This is a genomic window from Lactiplantibacillus daoliensis, assembly GCF_005405005.1.
Taxonomy (GTDB): Bacteria; Bacillota; Bacilli; order Lactobacillales; family Lactobacillaceae; genus Lactiplantibacillus; species Lactiplantibacillus daoliensis.
Map to the genome: position 1 here is coordinate 1 of NZ_BJDH01000003.1, position 15,072 is coordinate 15,072.

The following is a 15,072-nucleotide window of genomic DNA, read 5'->3' on the forward strand; positions in this document are numbered from 1 at the left end:
AGGCATAATAAAATCCCCTTAAGCATTGATAGATGAATTATTGTTTTTCATCTGTCAACCTTAAAGGGACTATAGCAATTTCACTGGTAAGTGCTGATTCTAGTTGTCAGCTTTAGGCTGACGGTATTTGTGGAAATAAATCACGGTCATAATCACCAGGAAGACCACCCCAACCAAAATTGAATAGCGGGTTTCCGGGTTGATGAACATGAAGACTAACGTTAACGCTAAAAATGCCAACGTTAAATAATTAGAATATGGCGATAATGGCATTTTAAATGGGTGATCAACCATCTTATCGGCATTTTGCTTGCGGAACTCAATCTGACTAATTAGGATAACAACCCACGGTACCATCCCTGGTAACACACTTGAGCTATAAACCATTACGAAAATTTCGCTAGCATCCTTGAAGAACATTGGCAAAATCACATTCAAAACGACACCAATTAGAATTCCGGCCGAAATTGAAATCACCGCGTAGAACGGTACGCCGTGGCGATTTAATAGTGTCATCCGATGCGGCAACTGTTCATTTTCAGCCAAAGTATACGTCATCCGACTAGCACTATAAATACCAGAATTGGTCCCGGACAATGACGCCGTAATAACGACGAAATTAATAATTGAGGCCGCCGCAGTGATCCCGATTTTAGCAAAAGTTTGGACAAATGGTGATCCGATTTGACTCAACTGATCCCAAGGGTAGATGCTGACAATCACAAAAATGGCGCCAACGTAAAAAATCAATATGCGCGCAACCGTTGACCGAATGGCTTTGACCAAGGTACTCTGTGGATTTTCAGCTTCACCAGCCGTTACCCCAATGAGTTCGATGCCTTGATAAGAAGCTAACACAATCGACAAGGCGAAGACGAAGCCTTTTACCCCACCGGTAAAGAAGCCGCCATGCGACCATAAATTGCTGATCCCAATGGGTTGACCATGATTCCCAAAGCCAAATAGAATCAGTCCTAATCCGGCAATAATCATCAACACAATCGTGACGACTTTAATCAATGAGAACCACGTCTCCAGCGTCCCAAACATTTTAACCGAGATTAGATTGGCCACCGCCAAGAAAACAATGGCAATCAATCCCGGAATCCAGTCCGGCAAATTCGGCCACCAGTATCGACAATAGCCACCTAAGGCAATCATTTCACTCATCCCAACGACGACGAACTGGAAAATATTGCTCCAAGCCGTTAAATAACCAAAAACAGGATGTATGTATTCGGAAGCAAACTTAGCAAACGATCCGGTATTAGGATCCACATACAGCATTTCGCCAAGCGCTCGCATAATCAGATATAGAAATGCACCTGAAACGACGTACGCGATTAAAACTGACGGTCCGGTCCACTTGATGGTCGAGCTAGACCCCATAAAGAGCCCTACCCCAATCGTGCCACCCAATGCAATCATCTGCATCTGGCCCGTACTTAATTTTCTCTGCATAACTTTCTCTCTTTTCATTAATTCAAAGAACAACTTGTGACCTGTCACAAGTGTTAACTTACATCTTAGCTAAAATTTCACTGTGGTGCAAATGATAGTTTTCTAATAAAGTGTCACTAACACCTATTCTGACTGTGATTCTGGTAACTATGTAGAAGTTCATTAACATAGGATTTTGTCGCTGTAACCGTTATACTAGTAAAAATAAGTCAAAGTGAGGTTAAGCATCATGGCGAATTACATCAAAGAGTTACGTGAATTGGTCGGGCATAAACCGTTGATCTTAAACACTGCCGCGGGAATTTTAGTCAATGAGCAGCAACAAGTCTTGTTAAATCTTAGAACGGATACCCATAATTGGAGTCTTCCTGGCGGTTATTTGGAATATGGCGAGACCTATGCTACCGCCTGTGTTCGCGAATATAAGGAAGACAGTGGCATCGACGTCAAAATCGTCGCTCCGATCGGGATCTTCGATCAGGGTGAAACCGTCTATCCGAACGGTGATGTGGTCCAAACGATTACTGAATTGTTCTTAGTTGAAGCAATCGGAGGCCAACCGCTCCAAACTGCCACCGATGAGACTCTTAAACTAGCTTACTTCGACTTTGACAATTTGCCACCCTTACTGAATCAGCAGACCGCGGACACATTAATTGCCGCAAAAGAATTTCTAAAGCATCATTAAAAAAGCCGTGGCCTTCACTGGTCACAGCTTTTTAATTTGACTAATTAGTCCATATCATTCCAACTATTTAAAAACAACGGTAACCAATCCAATTCTTCCGGCGCCATCAGCCGTTGGGGATGTTCTGGATTTTCAATGATTGCAACACTTGAAATCGCCGTTAACGGGACTTGTTGAACCTCAAAACTCTCGAAATTGTAAAAGGCTAACCAGCCGATTTCCTGCGACTCATGCTCGCCTAAAGTTGCGCTAAAAATCTGACAAGGATAAACTGGCAAACTGATAATGCCAAGATCTGGCGAGAAGTAACGCAGCGTGCTAATTTCGTGATAGATCGTTGCATGAATAAGCGTCTGGAGCAGCCCTGCGTCCACGTTGGCCAAACTACCCTCGACTAACTGGACCCGATCTTGATAACTGGCTAAAGCATGATACGCCTGATCGCCCAAAACGGAACGTAATTTGGCGACAGTAACCTCACTCACACTTGGCGCCAGCTCTTGGCCGCCTTGAATATTCGGCCGTGGTGAAACCAGCAATGTCGCAAGCTCCGCACGTGTCAAGCTCAATTGTGACTGCTCAGCTACTTGGGCTGCGTATGGTCACCACGCCGGGATGCTCGGGTAATGTAACGCTTGCTGCATCGTTGTTTTTACCTGCAAGGCACCAAAAGAGACCCAACTCACGACAAAACCAGCCGCTTGATGCGCGGCAACTTGACCAACTCGATAGAAAGCCTTGGGAACCGTAGCATCCGTAATAAAGTTATCATTATCAGCAGTATACGTCTTCGCGCTCAGCCCAACCACATAAAAGCTGTCACTATTGGCGAGCACAACTGCCTGTTCCGTGGCGTTTTGCCAAGTTTCGATCACACTAGTTTCAGCACTCAATTCACAAGTAACCAAACTCTGGTCCGTGACCGACGTCCAGTCCGGCGTCACCAAATAACGCCGAGTCACTGCCAATCGATCATCTGGCGTCAGCCAAGGCGTCAACTCGGTTAGTTGATATTTCAACGGACGCTCGTTACTCTTAACGATTAGATTTCCCAGCGGCGTGTTCAATAACGACTGTGGCAACGCTGCGGGACCAGTCATCGGCATTTGCGCTAAGCGCTGTTGAATTCTAATAGCCGGATTTTCTGCGATGCCTGTTACGCGAAATAACGTCACTTTTAATTTTTGTGCTTTCTGATCAAGATGACAGACTTGCCCATATAAATAGGCCCCTTGATCCAACAACGCCGCATATGGCGCATTTTGATAGCGAGATAGATAGCCTAAACGCGCATGCGCTAGGTTCCAGACAGAAATTGCCTGATCATCGTATTGGTTATTTGCTTCACGTTGTAGTAAGACCGTCGTACCATCAACCAGTGTGGCTAAGTTTCGGTCAATATCGTCAATGTATCGTTCACCGACAACGTCAACCATAGCTAATTCTTGATCTCCAGTTGCTTTTTCTGTCCTCAGGCCTTGTTCAGTTATCTGAACGATATCAGCTGTTGCAATAATATCGACCACTGCATCAGCTTGTAGTTGTTTAGCCAAGCAGTGTTTTCCCTGATCAATTACAGCCAATATCTGATAACTGACTCCAGTTGACAATAATACTTGCATGCCACTTTGAAGAGACATACCGCCTCACCGCCTTTTAATTGTTTTAATTATAGCTTACTTGCAGCCCCTAATGAAAGCCTTCCCATAAAGCAAGTCAAAAAAACGTTGATGCCAATGATACTCAGCTTCAACGTTTTATTCAGCTAATTTAATGCTGTTAAATATCGATAAACTTGCTGACCTGCTTGACGCCCAAATACCACTGTTTCAGCAATGGAATTACCACCAATACGATTGTTACCATGCAGACCGCCAGCGATTTCACCCGCTGCGTATAGCCCTGGAATCACTTGACCAGTTGTTGCAAGCACTTGCGTTGTGGGTTTAATCTTGACCCCGCCCATGGTGTAATGCACTGCCGGCGCAATGTGAATCGCATAGAAGGGACCAGTCGCTAGCTTATGACCCATCCCAGTCGTACGACCATACTGTTTGTCTGTCTGAGTCGTCACAGCCGTATTCCAGTCTGTCACCGTTGTCATTAACTGTTCAGCCGGAACTTCAATTTTATCTGCAAGTTCTACTAACGTTGATCCCGTCACGACTAAACCAACTGAGTCATAAAAATTGATTGCTGGCACTCGTTCACGTACGGCTGCATCCAAAATTAAATAAGCATGTTTTGTCGGTAACTGGTCAATAGCGGCAGTGACGGCCTTGCGGGTGGTCAACTCATTCACAAAACGGTTCCCGTCTTCATTGACTAAGATTGCCCCTTCACCACGAACTGCCTCTCCAATCAAAAAGGCATGTGCCGTATCTTGTTGAACGGTCGGATGTACCTGAATCTGTGCCATATCCACTAATTCGGCGCCTGCTTTAGTGGCCAAACTAATCCCATCACCGGTAGCACCCGGTTGATTAGTCGTGCGATAATCCTTTAGATCTGGCCGATATTTGGCAATTAAATCAGGATTGGCCCCAAAGCCACCGGTAGCGAGGATAACTGCCGGTGCAGCTAACTGCCGCTGCTGCCCCGTCGGTAACTTAACAGACACACCTGTGACTTTCCCATCAGATTTTGCTAACTCGGTTACCGTGACTTCCGTGAATAATGGAATCTCTTCAGCAGCCACTACTTTCAGTAATTGTGTCACCAGAAAGCCACCAATTGGTGCCAAACTGCTAGGCCGATGCGTTCGTTGCACCCGCATCCCACCAGTAATCGTCAATTCATCTAATTCAATCCCATGAGCGGCCAACCAATCAATGGCAAGCGCGCCATGTGATGCAAAATAATCCAACATTGCGGGGTCGTTTTGCTCACCGCCCCCCACCAACGTTTCATGATAGAAATCAGCGTAACTGTCCACCACGTGTTGTTTTAACTGAACCAAAGTTTCCGCCGCATTCATCCCCGATGACGCGCGTGTTGTGTTACCACCAATCTTTGGCATTTTTTCTAAAATAACCGGCTTTAGCCCTAACTCATGCGCCTGAACAGCACTTACTAAACCAGTACTCCCAGAGCCGATAATAATCACATCATATTGATCATGTAAAGCAGCCAACGGTGTTGCTTCAAATTGAAATTTAGCCATGTACTTCCCCATCCCTTCACCAAATCCGTGTGACATATCGCATGTTTCACGTGAAACATTTTTTGTTAAGTTCTATTTTACTGGTTCAGTCTTAAAATAAACAGTGCAAACTCAAAAACGGTTCCGACAAGTTATCAGAACCGTTTTAATAACACTATTTATTTCCAATAAGCGTATCGATACAAAGCATCCCGCAACAAAGTGAAATGGACCCCGCCGACTTTATTGCTAATTAAATGGGCCGCTGCTGTTTGATACAACGGTGTAACACCTTGTTGTTCTGCAACCAACTTAGCCGCCTGTTGCATACTTTGATAACGAGCAGTTTTGGTCTGGTCGCCAGCAGTGATTGTGGCAATCAGCTTTTCATAGCTAGCATCTTGAAATTTCCCAAAATCAACCGAATTAGTGACCGAAGCTTTATTTAAGAAATCAATTGGATCTTGAAAATCGCTGGACCAAGACAACGTGGCAAAATCAAAATTACCCTTGCTTAACGTTGAGATTTCATTTGTCAGTGGTACGGATTTGACATTGACTTTAACACCATCTAAATGTTTCTCAATTGCGGCTTGAATATATTCGGCAACCGATTTATTCACATCATCATCACTAGTCAGTAGTTGCAGTGCCAGCGTCTTTTTACCCAAGCTCGCCTGTGCCTTTTCCCAATAAGTTTTCGCCTTGGTTGGACTATACGGATACAGATCTCCCGTGTCCTGATTAAAATCCTGTCCAGTACTTGGATTCTTAGTATTACCCGTCGGCACTAGTGACGTGGCCGCGAGGGAGCCATCCTTCAAAACGTTCTTGATCAGTGATTGGCGATCTAAAGCGTAGCTCACTGCACGACGCAGATCAACATTTTTCGTCGCCGACCGCCGAGTGTTCCACGGCATAAAGTAAAGCTGATTGAGTTTCGTCACTGTTAACTCTTTTTTCAAAGCCCCTTGCTTGGCATCCGCCACTTGGGTTCCTGTAACTTGAGTCACTTGAACTGCTTTGCTTTCAAATAAATTTTGGGCCGTGCTATTCGTCTTAACGGTTTCAACTTTAATGTTGTTAATATGAACATTTTTTTGATCATAATAATTAGGATTTTTGACGTATTTCCAAGTATCGCTGGTGCCATCCCAATCTTTGAGCATATATGGCCCATTCGACAACGTTTTGGCTGCCGTCGTCCCATATTTATTCCCATACTTTTGCGTAAAAGTTGGATTAAGTGGGTATAGTTCAGTCGCTAACCGATAATTAAAATACGGCGTCTTTTGAGATAAGGTAATTTGTAACTTATATTTTCCCAGTGCCTTAATCCCTAACGACTTAACTGGCTTCTTTCCAGCCGTGATAGCGGTAGCATTTTGAACTTCCGTTAGATGTCCGATTTCTTGTGACTTCGTTGTTGGATCAACTTGTCGCTGGAAAGCATAGACAAAATCTGCCGCCGTCACCTTCTGACCATTGGACCATTTAGCATTATGTCGCAACGTAAAAGTGTATCGTTTGCCACCATTCGTGGGTTTCACAACCTTTGTCGCGATGGCCGGAATGACTTTCCCCTTGGTATTGGTCGTATATAGTCCTTCCATAAACTGTGCAATGGCGGCCTCACTGACGACATCATCAGCTTTATTGGGATCAGCCGTTGCAATTGCTTGTGAAGCCGTGACTGTCAATGTTTTGTTACTAGCCTTAGACTTTGAATGCGTTTGTGTGCCACAACTAGCTAATACTAAGCCCAATGCCATAATTCCTAGACCACTTAACCACTTTTTTGTTGCTTTCATACGCTATTCCCCGTCAATCTTAACTGTGACTGGTTGCAATAAATTTGGCAAATAAGCGTGCCATGACTGGATTAACTGCCTGCATTTCTTCTGGATGCCATTGAACGGCTATCTGTAAGCCGCCAGTGGTCGATTCAATCGCTTCAACGACTTCATCTGGTGCGGTTGCGACAACTTGAAATCCCGGTGCAATTTGGTGCAACGTTTGATGATGGAATGAATTCACCGCTAACTTAGTTTCACCTAAGAAGTCGGCCAATACTGATTTTTCTGCCACTTGGACGTGGTGCATACCATACGCGGGCAATTGTGCTTGTAAATGCTTGATAGTTCCTTGGTTAGCCGGCATATAGGCTAAATCTTGATAAATCGTGCCACCATAACAAGCATTCAGGATTTGTAACCCACGACAAATACCAAAAATCGGCTTATGCGCGCCATGAACAGCTTTGATTAAAGCAATTTCATAAGCATCTCGTTGCGGATCAATCCCGCCGAGCTTTTCTAATGGTTCTTCCCCATAAATTAATGGATCCACATCTTGACCACCACAGAGCAATAACCCATCAATCAGGCTCACATAACGCGCGATCGTAGTAGCATCCGTGGTTACTGGCAAGACTAGTGGTATCCCCCCATTATCAGTAATCGAGCGCAAGTAAACCCGATTGACGTAGTCGCGTTGCCGACCAGGAAACATCTGACTATCAACAGCCAGCGTCCCAGGTGCTACCCCAATAATTGGTTTTGTCATCTTCAACAACTTCTTTCTTCGCTATTTATTGCAAAAGTCTCCATACGCATTGCATACAAAAACAATTGATTTCGTACCACCACCCCGATTTTACGGCAATAACTGGCACAGAGCCATATGAATCTATCTGATTAACACTTTCTATTCATTACCTTTGATGGTTAATTAGAAAATAATGGCAATTAGATTAATATAAGATTAGGTTTCTTCATACAAAAAGTCAACTGCTAAGTTAGTGAAAAAACTATCCACAATTATAGCAGTCTATAATTGATTCATATTAAATGCGATCTGGTTATCATTAGTCTTCAAAGAAAAAAGCTATGGTCACATTTTGATTGTGAGCACAGCTTTTTAATCTATTTCGTATCGTCTTTTTACAGTTAATGATAAAAAAGTGTTTTAAGATAGTCTTCCAAATCGTTCCGGTGATTTTTCCGATTTTCAGTTTGTCTCTTTCTTCACAGCAGGTCTGATACTAAAGTATTGGAATGCAACTTTAGTATACGGCCGGTTAATTATTTTACAAGCTGAAAACTAGAACAATGTTCAGTCATTTCATGAGTTCACGGCCACTGATTATGTTATTTCCCGGGAAATCATTTTACGCTATCGTCACTGCTAACATCTTTTGTACCGTTGCAACCATATTATCGCTCTGCGCTAGTAAAGAAATTACAGCGGAGCCCCGTGCACCTGTTCCGACAACGGCCGCCAATTGTGTCGTCGCGATACCACCGATCGCCACAACTGGTCGCCGAGAAAGGCTGACTAACGTTGCTAACCCCCGCAAGCCGATGACTGGATCAGCATCCGACTTAGACGTCGTTGGGAAAACTGGCCCGCTGCCTAAGTAAGCAATCCCAGCTAACTGATTGGCCGCTTCAACTTCGGCTGGTGTCGAGCAAGACAGTCCAACAAACATTTTCCCTCGCACCTGGTCTAAAACCTGCTGAATTTGTTGGTCACTCTGGCCAACGTGAATCCCATCTGCATGCAAGGCTAATGCTAACGCAACATCATCATCAACAATAAATGGCACACGATAGGCTGCACATAACTGGTGTAATCTTTGACCCAATTGTCGTCGTTCTAAACCAGTTAACCGACTGCTCCCTTTGTCTCGAAATTGAAAGGCGGTAATGCCAGCTTGCAACGCGGATTCGACAACAGCTACTAAGTCACGGTCACCAACATCTTGGGACCCGCAAACAAAATATGCACGTAATTGCGTTGGTGAGAAATCAAGCGTCATAGCGACTCACCTCGTCATTTGGATTGACCCAATGATTTAGTGGGCCATGCCCATGACCAACTTGAATCGTATTTTTGATTGCCGCGGTCACATAAGCCTTAGCTGTTTGAATCGCAGTAGCCATCGAAACTCCCTTGGCTAATTCAGCGGTTAAACAAGCGGACAGCGTATCGCCGGTCCCGTGAGTCCGAACTGTCTCTATCCAAGGCGCAGACAACCAGAATGCCGAGCCATCTGCCAGGATCACATAATCAGCCGCAGTAGTCTGATTATGCCCATGCCCACCTTTAATGATGACATTTTTAGCTCCTAATGCCTGCATCGCTTGCCCAGCGGCAACCATATCATCAGTGGTCGTGATTCCCAACCCAGTTAACCGTTCTGCTTCTGGCAAATTAGGTGTCACCACCGTTGCTAGTGGCAATAATTCGTCACGAACGGTCTGAATCGCATCATCCGCTAACAAGGGTGCGCCACCCTTAGCAATCATTACTGGATCAACCGTCAACGGGCCAAAATCATATTTCTTTAACGCTTCAACAACCACATGAACATGTTCCGCATCGGCCAACATGCCAGTCTTGCAAGCACGAATACTAAAGTCAGCCGCCAATGACGCAAATTGTTCATTAATCAGCTTCTCTGGCAATGCCATAAAGTCTTGAACCCCTAATGTGTTTTGAGCCGTTACCGCGACGACCACTGCCGTGCCAAATACATGGCGCATCTGCATCGTTTTCAGATCTGCCATAATGCCGGCACCACCGACGCTATCCGTGCCAGCAATCGTTAAAACTTGTGGATAATCAACCATTTGTGTCAACCTTCTTTTCAACGAACTGAGGCGATTTTATTAATTTCCTTAACCGTAATTAAATGTAATTTGTCTTGTAAGTCAATCCCAAAGGTCCCAGGACGATCAGCTGTCATTTGTTTGGCCACCAATTGACCAGTCGCCGCTAAGACCAAGCATGCCGTTTGAGCAGCTTCAAAATAGTCATCTGGCGCGACTGCCGTAAATGCCGCAACTAAACTAGAGAGCAGATCTCCCGAACCAACATGTAATTGGAACAACTGGGTCCCATTGTTAACTTGACCCATGCGCTGCCCATCGGTAATCAAGTCAGTCGGCCCCGAAAGCACCACGATACAGTGATACTTCACAGCGCAGGCTTGCGCGATACTGACTAGATCACCCGTGCCAGTTCCGGCGTCAATTCCCTTGGCTTGCCAAGCACTACCAACAAGTGCGGCAATTTCACCAGCATTCCCTCGAATAACCGCAACCTGAAAGCCAGTCAATAATGCTTCCGCCACACTCTGACGATATGAACTGGCGCCAACTGCGACTGGATCGAAAACAATCGGCTTTTTCTGCTCATTAGCTAGTTGACCGACAACTTTCATCTGTTCAATTTGTAGCGCCGTTAAAGTCCCTAGATTCAGACAAACTGCACTCGAAATCTTAACCATATCCGATGCTTCTTGAATTTCCGCAGACATAATCGGCAACGCACCAATCGCGTTTAAGCCGTTAGCAACATCCTGTGCGGTGACAAAATTAGCAATATTGAACACGATTGGATTTTCTGACCGTAACTGTTTTAACAAGTCTAGCTTCATTACAAACACCCCCAAAAAGGACAAAAAAAGACCGACTCAACTTTCATTGAACCGGTGGTCGCCAATTTGACTCAGCTTCGACACTTTCCCTACGCGAGTCTGAACTCACAGGTTCAAAGGGATTAGTAAGTACATTACCATCTCAGCCCATCTATGGACACCCCTAGTGTTTATTTTAATTACTCTAAGTGTAATAGTTGAAAGCGCTACCGTCAACTAACCGTTGCAATAATCTAATAAGACTTGTCATTGATTATTCTAACCAAACTTTGCTATGATTAAGTGTGAGCTTAATTTGGTTAATTCTGTTGCTCCTTTTATTAGAATTAGCTAACACTGTCCATCAAGGTGACATTACTTATGATAATGCAATTGATGACTTCAAAGTGAGGAGTGAAGAATTTGATTAATCCAAATGGTGCTGTTCATCGTGGTTGGAATCGTCGAGTCGTTACTGGTAAGACTTTGGCTGAATGTGACGAACGTCTTGTCACTTATTTAAATGATCAAGACTACGGTTCTGGTGAATTTGTCGTTTTACATGAAAACGATGGTTCTAACCAAAATACTGGTTATGATTTACCTGATGGCGATAACTGCTATATTAGTTTCTTAATTTATAATAGCCGTCTATAATCATGAAAAGACCCAACTGAGCTGTCTAACTCGGTTGGGTCTTTCTTTTTCAAAAAAGCACGATATTACTGGATCAAGCCAATTCGTTTAAAAATGCAAGGTTCCTTTTTCCTGACCAAGACCTGGATCAACATATAATGTTTTAGGCTTTAGTTCAAAAACGACTAACTTCGGGCCAATCAAATCCCAGACTTTTTGGTAATTTGGCACGGTTTCTAAGTACCGTGGCAATAAATCAGCCATCGTTTTATCAGAACGCACCAATTGCACATGTTGCGCTCGAATATAAGGATTACCCACTGCGCCATCACTAGGAACAGAGATAAAGGCAACATCGGGTTGCTGAGCATACGTCGTCAAGGCTGCACTATCCTTAACAGACGAGAAAAATAACGTCTCCGGTGATTCTGGAAACCAAACGAAGTTAACAATCTTCACATCTGCCTGGCTATCTAAGGCCGTCCCCAGGGCAATTTTATTAGATGTTGCGATCACTTGTTGCAGTGTTTCAAGATTCATTTTCCGCACCCTCTTGCTAATTGATAGCCCTAATTATACGCTACTTCACCGTTAAATCAAACGTACGTTCGGTTTAATTTCGATTTTTTGTGCCTGAATCAATTCAACAAAGTTTCGCGCAGCTAACGATAGCTTCTCAGTTTGCCAAATAACAGCTGTCGGTCGGGTCAATTCCGGTGCGGCTAAGATTTGAACCTGACGTTGCCGAGACTGAACTAAATCCAGCCAATCCTGTGGAATTAAGGCCGTTCCTAGCCCCTGATTAGCCAATCTTAAAAGTGTCAGTGGATCGTCAACCTGCGCTAAAAAGTTAGGCTCAAACCCAGCCGCGTGACAGAGCTTCGCAATCAAATTAGCATGGTAGCGATGCACTAATAAAGGTTGACCTTTTAGGACAATGATTGGCACCCCTTTATCTTCAGCAGTTGTTGCTAATTGATGCCCGACCATCACAATTGGCACGCTAGGTAACTTCAACATTTGAAAGCCTGCGATGGGACCAGTTGCCCGAATAATCCCTAAATCAATACGCTGTTGTGCTAACATTGCCGGCATCTCACTACCAGACTGTTCCTCAATAATAAATTGTACTTTAGGATACTGTTGATAATACTGTGCCAGCCACGCGGGAACTAGCCCATTGTTAATTGAGGCCGTGACCCCAATCTTCAAGGTACCTAGTTGACCATCCGCAACCGCTGTCAATTCTTGTAGTGATTGTTGTCGTAACTCGAGTAACTCTTGTGCCCGTTGTTGTAGTACCCGACCGGCCGCAGTTAGTTGCATTTCACGGGTCGTCCGTTTCAAAAGAGTGACTCCTAAGTCATCCTCTAGTTGTTTTAACTGGCGACTCAGGTAAGGCTGGGCAACATGCAACTCGGCCGCCGCTTTAGTCATACTTTTTAATTTCGCAATCATTAAATAATATTCCATCTGTTTGAAGTCCACGATGTTAACCCCCTTCATAAACGATATTCGATTAGTTAACACATAATACCGTATTTTCATTGCGATAACATCAAATCCGCTCAAGCGTTTTCATTGACGAATTGACCTAGTTCTGGCTCATTTCACGTGAAACATCTCTAATATATGAAAAAAGCAGCCCTCTTTTTAAAAGAAGACTGCCAGTAATTTAAATATAGTCAACAAAGCGACTACGGAATTTCAAATGAATATGACTCCCAAAGATCAATAACATTAGTGTGATCGACCAGAAGATAACAAAACTCTTAATATCGTGGAAGAACCAACCGGTACCCAAGAAAGCCTCCCGCATCCCCGCAATAATATAATAGAACGGATTAATCTGAATGATATGAATAATCATCGGATGTTGTTCAATGATTGCGTTGGCGCTAAAGTTAAAGATGGCACCACTCACCCAGAACATCAACTGCATGGCACTGTTCAATAACGTATGGAAGTCACGAACAACAACGGTAATCGTTGAAGTAACAAGCCCCAGCGCATATAAAAAGGCAATCATACAGAAAAAGTAGTAGAAGAACTGAAGCCAATAGAGCGATGGTCTGACACCATACATAAACATGATGACCATACTGATTCCCAGCATCCACCAATAATTAATCAGCTGACTAGCCAGCGTCATACTTGGAATGGTTGAAACTGGAAATTGCATTTTGCTGACCATCTGCACCCGGCTGACCATACTACGACTAGCGCCCAAAATTTCTGCGCGCATAAATTGCCAAGCGATAAACCCAGGAAGTAACCAGGCAATGTATGAGTAACCATCCATTGGTTTATTGCCATACAAGACCATCCCGAAGACGAACCAATATATCGCAATATTAATCGCTGGATCCAAGATTTGCCAAACATTACCTAACATATGGGCTTGGAAAGTCGACTTTTCTTCGTACTTTGCAAGTCGATGAATCACGTTTAGATTTTTAAATTGTTCGAGTAAAACTAACCAAGTTTCTTTCATTAGTCGAGTACATGCCTTTCCTTACGATGCCGCGTTAAAATTCCGATGCCAGCAATTACCACAATGACTGCAACAATCACAAGCAACCAGCTTGCCGGTATGATATAGAGCGGGTGCAAGACTGCCGTCCGCAATGGCACTTCCTTCAAGGTCGCGACAATCGTAAAAATTAGCAACAAGGTCAAAAATCCAAGAACACCTTGAGTCGGCCAACTAAATGGCTTGTCATATAGTTTTTTCTGGAAATAACTAATTGGATCGTCAGGATGTTCTTCATGTAGTTCTTCCAAACTGAAATTTTGGCCGGAATCACGCGTGATTTTAGCTCTTTCAGCTTTAGACTTCTTATTATAGGTACGCTGAAACTCTTCGAACTGTGGTAAAACTTCAGCCGCAGTCCCTTCCATCACAACCCGACCATGATCAATCCAAACAACCTTATCACAAAGTGTTTTGACCTGACTCAGGCTATGACTGACAAACATGATCGTTTTGCCTTGCTCTTTAAAGGCTTTCATGCGAGCAACACCCTTTTCAAAGAATGGGGCATCCCCAACACTAAGCGCTTCGTCAATAATCAAGATATCAGGATCTTGATGAACTAGCACACTGAATCCCAGACGACTCTTCATCCCGCTTGAATACGTCTTAACTGGTTGATCAATCTTTTTAATCACTTGGTCGCCGGCAAAATTGATAATGTCGTCCATTTTTTCATCAATTTCTGCCGGACTCATCCCAAGCATTTCACATTTCATAATAATATTTTCACGGCCTGAAAGTTTACCGTTTAAACCGGCGCCAACCGAAATAATGTTGGTCGTCCCATTAACTTCCAGTTCACCGGAAGTCGGCGGAATAATCTGCGACACAATATTGAGCAAGGTGGATTTACCCCCACCATTTAGCCCAACAATGCCGACACTATCGCCTTCATAAATATCAAAGCTAACGCCCTTCAAGGCCCAGAATTTTTCGATATTAGTATTCCCAAAAGGCATCAGTGACTTTAACTTGTCGCTTTTGGTTTTCATCATATCGTATTCTTTAGTCAGATAACGCGCACGAATTTTGAGCTTCTTATCCAATCTGTTAGCAGCTCCTTCCTAGTACAGTAGTTATAATCGAGCTTTTTATATTATACTCATTCCCGATTAGGTTGTCCTTTGTCAGTGGTCAACTTAAACGTAAGTTAACGACTTATTCATAAAAATTTCACTTAAACAAAT

General features: G+C 43.8%; 15 protein-coding genes and 1 riboswitch. Of the genes, 2 read left to right on the forward strand and 13 right to left on the reverse strand.

From position 1 onward, the window contains the following. Positions 1–99 precede the first annotated feature (99 nt). Positions 100–1,461 (reverse strand): amino acid permease, encoded by a 1,362-nt coding sequence (locus FFM64_RS04370; protein WP_137606796.1) that lies wholly within the window; start codon positions 1,459–1,461, stop codon positions 100–102. A gap of 229 nt (positions 1,462–1,690) precedes the next feature. Between FFM64_RS04370 and FFM64_RS04375 the strand changes: the two genes are divergently transcribed. Next, the gene (locus FFM64_RS04375; protein WP_137606797.1) at positions 1,691–2,149 is read left to right on the forward strand and encodes an NUDIX hydrolase; all 459 of its coding nucleotides are present in this window, start codon (positions 1,691–1,693) and stop codon (positions 2,147–2,149) included. Positions 2,150–2,193: 44 nt separating this feature from the next. Here the strand turns inward: FFM64_RS04375 and FFM64_RS12375 are convergent, their stop codons facing one another. The 8 genes from FFM64_RS12375 to thiM all read right to left on the reverse strand — a co-directional run bounded on the left by FFM64_RS12375 (position 2,194) and on the right by thiM (position 10,734). Further along, positions 2,194–2,718: a hypothetical protein gene (locus FFM64_RS12375; RefSeq protein ID WP_223876887.1), complete on the reverse strand. Its 525-nt coding sequence runs from the start codon at positions 2,716–2,718 to the stop codon at positions 2,194–2,196. A gap of 33 nt (positions 2,719–2,751) precedes the next feature. Then, positions 2,752–3,789 (reverse strand): HIRAN domain-containing protein, encoded by a 1,038-nt coding sequence (locus FFM64_RS04380; protein WP_223876888.1) that lies wholly within the window; start codon positions 3,787–3,789, stop codon positions 2,752–2,754. A 125-nt stretch (positions 3,790–3,914) separates the two neighbouring features. Next, positions 3,915–5,312 carry a flavocytochrome c gene (locus FFM64_RS04385; RefSeq protein WP_137607056.1) on the reverse strand — a complete coding sequence of 466 codons (1,398 nt, stop codon included), beginning with the start codon at positions 5,310–5,312 and terminating at the stop codon, positions 3,915–3,917. A 158-nt stretch (positions 5,313–5,470) separates the two neighbouring features. Next, the gene (locus tag FFM64_RS04390) at positions 5,471–7,102 is read right to left on the reverse strand and encodes a peptide ABC transporter substrate-binding protein (RefSeq protein ID WP_137606798.1); all 1,632 of its coding nucleotides are present in this window, start codon (positions 7,100–7,102) and stop codon (positions 5,471–5,473) included. 19 nt (positions 7,103–7,121) lie between these two features. Next, positions 7,122–7,856: a gamma-glutamyl-gamma-aminobutyrate hydrolase family protein gene (locus tag FFM64_RS04395; protein WP_137606799.1), complete on the reverse strand. Its 735-nt coding sequence runs from the start codon at positions 7,854–7,856 to the stop codon at positions 7,122–7,124. Positions 7,857–8,460: 604 nt separating this feature from the next. Next, on the reverse strand, positions 8,461–9,111 hold the full coding sequence (gene thiE / locus FFM64_RS04400) for a thiamine phosphate synthase (RefSeq protein ID WP_137606800.1): 651 nt from the start codon (positions 9,109–9,111) through the stop codon (positions 8,461–8,463). Continuing rightward, complete coding sequence (thiD, locus tag FFM64_RS04405; RefSeq protein WP_137606801.1) at positions 9,101–9,925, reverse strand: bifunctional hydroxymethylpyrimidine kinase/phosphomethylpyrimidine kinase; 825 nt, start codon at positions 9,923–9,925, stop codon at positions 9,101–9,103. Before thiD ends, thiE begins: the two co-directional genes overlap by 11 nt. A 17-nt stretch (positions 9,926–9,942) precedes the next feature. Further along, the gene (thiM, locus tag FFM64_RS04410) at positions 9,943–10,734 is read right to left on the reverse strand and encodes a hydroxyethylthiazole kinase (protein WP_137606802.1); all 792 of its coding nucleotides are present in this window, start codon (positions 10,732–10,734) and stop codon (positions 9,943–9,945) included. A gap of 68 nt (positions 10,735–10,802) precedes the next feature. Next, positions 10,803–10,909, reverse strand: a riboswitch (TPP riboswitch). A gap of 227 nt (positions 10,910–11,136) precedes the next feature. Here thiM and FFM64_RS04415 point away from each other — a divergent pair. After that, on the forward strand, positions 11,137–11,370 hold the full coding sequence (locus FFM64_RS04415) for a hypothetical protein (protein WP_137606803.1): 234 nt from the start codon (positions 11,137–11,139) through the stop codon (positions 11,368–11,370). 87 nt (positions 11,371–11,457) lie between these two features. On the opposite strand, the gene FFM64_RS04420 is transcribed toward FFM64_RS04415, so the two are convergent. The 4 genes from FFM64_RS04420 to FFM64_RS04435 all read right to left on the reverse strand — a co-directional run bounded on the left by FFM64_RS04420 (position 11,458) and on the right by FFM64_RS04435 (position 14,931). Beyond that, positions 11,458–11,889, reverse strand: coding sequence for a pyridoxamine 5'-phosphate oxidase (locus FFM64_RS04420; protein ID WP_137606804.1), 432 nt, complete (start codon positions 11,887–11,889; stop codon positions 11,458–11,460). A gap of 51 nt (positions 11,890–11,940) precedes the next feature. Then, positions 11,941–12,837: a LysR family transcriptional regulator gene (locus tag FFM64_RS04425; RefSeq protein WP_171000284.1), complete on the reverse strand. Its 897-nt coding sequence runs from the start codon at positions 12,835–12,837 to the stop codon at positions 11,941–11,943. Between the two features lie 187 nt (positions 12,838–13,024). After that, positions 13,025–13,843, reverse strand: a complete 819-nt coding sequence (locus tag FFM64_RS04430; RefSeq protein ID WP_137606806.1) for an ABC transporter permease — start codon at positions 13,841–13,843, stop codon at positions 13,025–13,027. Then, entirely contained in the window at positions 13,843–14,931 is a 1,089-nt protein-coding gene (locus tag FFM64_RS04435; RefSeq protein WP_137606807.1) for an ABC transporter ATP-binding protein, read from the reverse strand. The genes FFM64_RS04430 and FFM64_RS04435 overlap by 1 nt, the downstream gene beginning before the upstream one ends. Positions 14,932–15,072 lie beyond the last annotated feature (141 nt).

Coding starts and splice junctions, on each gene's coding strand:
- FFM64_RS04370 (WP_137606796.1), bottom strand. CDS start 1,461: ATGCAGAGAAAATTAAGTACGGGCCAGATGCAGATGATTGCATTGGGT.
- FFM64_RS04375 (WP_137606797.1), top strand. CDS start 1,691: ATGGCGAATTACATCAAAGAGTTACGTGAATTGGTCGGGCATAAACCG.
- FFM64_RS04380 (WP_223876888.1), bottom strand. CDS start 3,789: ATGTCTCTTCAAAGTGGCATGCAAGTATTATTGTCAACTGGAGTCAGT.
- FFM64_RS04385 (WP_137607056.1), bottom strand. CDS start 5,312: ATGGCTAAATTTCAATTTGAAGCAACACCGTTGGCTGCTTTACATGAT.
- FFM64_RS04390 (WP_137606798.1), bottom strand. CDS start 7,102: ATGAAAGCAACAAAAAAGTGGTTAAGTGGTCTAGGAATTATGGCATTG.
- FFM64_RS04395 (WP_137606799.1), bottom strand. CDS start 7,856: ATGACAAAACCAATTATTGGGGTAGCACCTGGGACGCTGGCTGTTGAT.
- thiE (WP_137606800.1), bottom strand. CDS start 9,111: ATGACGCTTGATTTCTCACCAACGCAATTACGTGCATATTTTGTTTGC.
- thiD (WP_137606801.1), bottom strand. CDS start 9,925: ATGGTTGATTATCCACAAGTTTTAACGATTGCTGGCACGGATAGCGTC.
- thiM (WP_137606802.1), bottom strand. CDS start 10,734: ATGAAGCTAGACTTGTTAAAACAGTTACGGTCAGAAAATCCAATCGTG.
- FFM64_RS04420 (WP_137606804.1), bottom strand. CDS start 11,889: ATGAATCTTGAAACACTGCAACAAGTGATCGCAACATCTAATAAAATT.
- FFM64_RS04430 (WP_137606806.1), bottom strand. CDS start 13,843: ATGAAAGAAACTTGGTTAGTTTTACTCGAACAATTTAAAAATCTAAAC.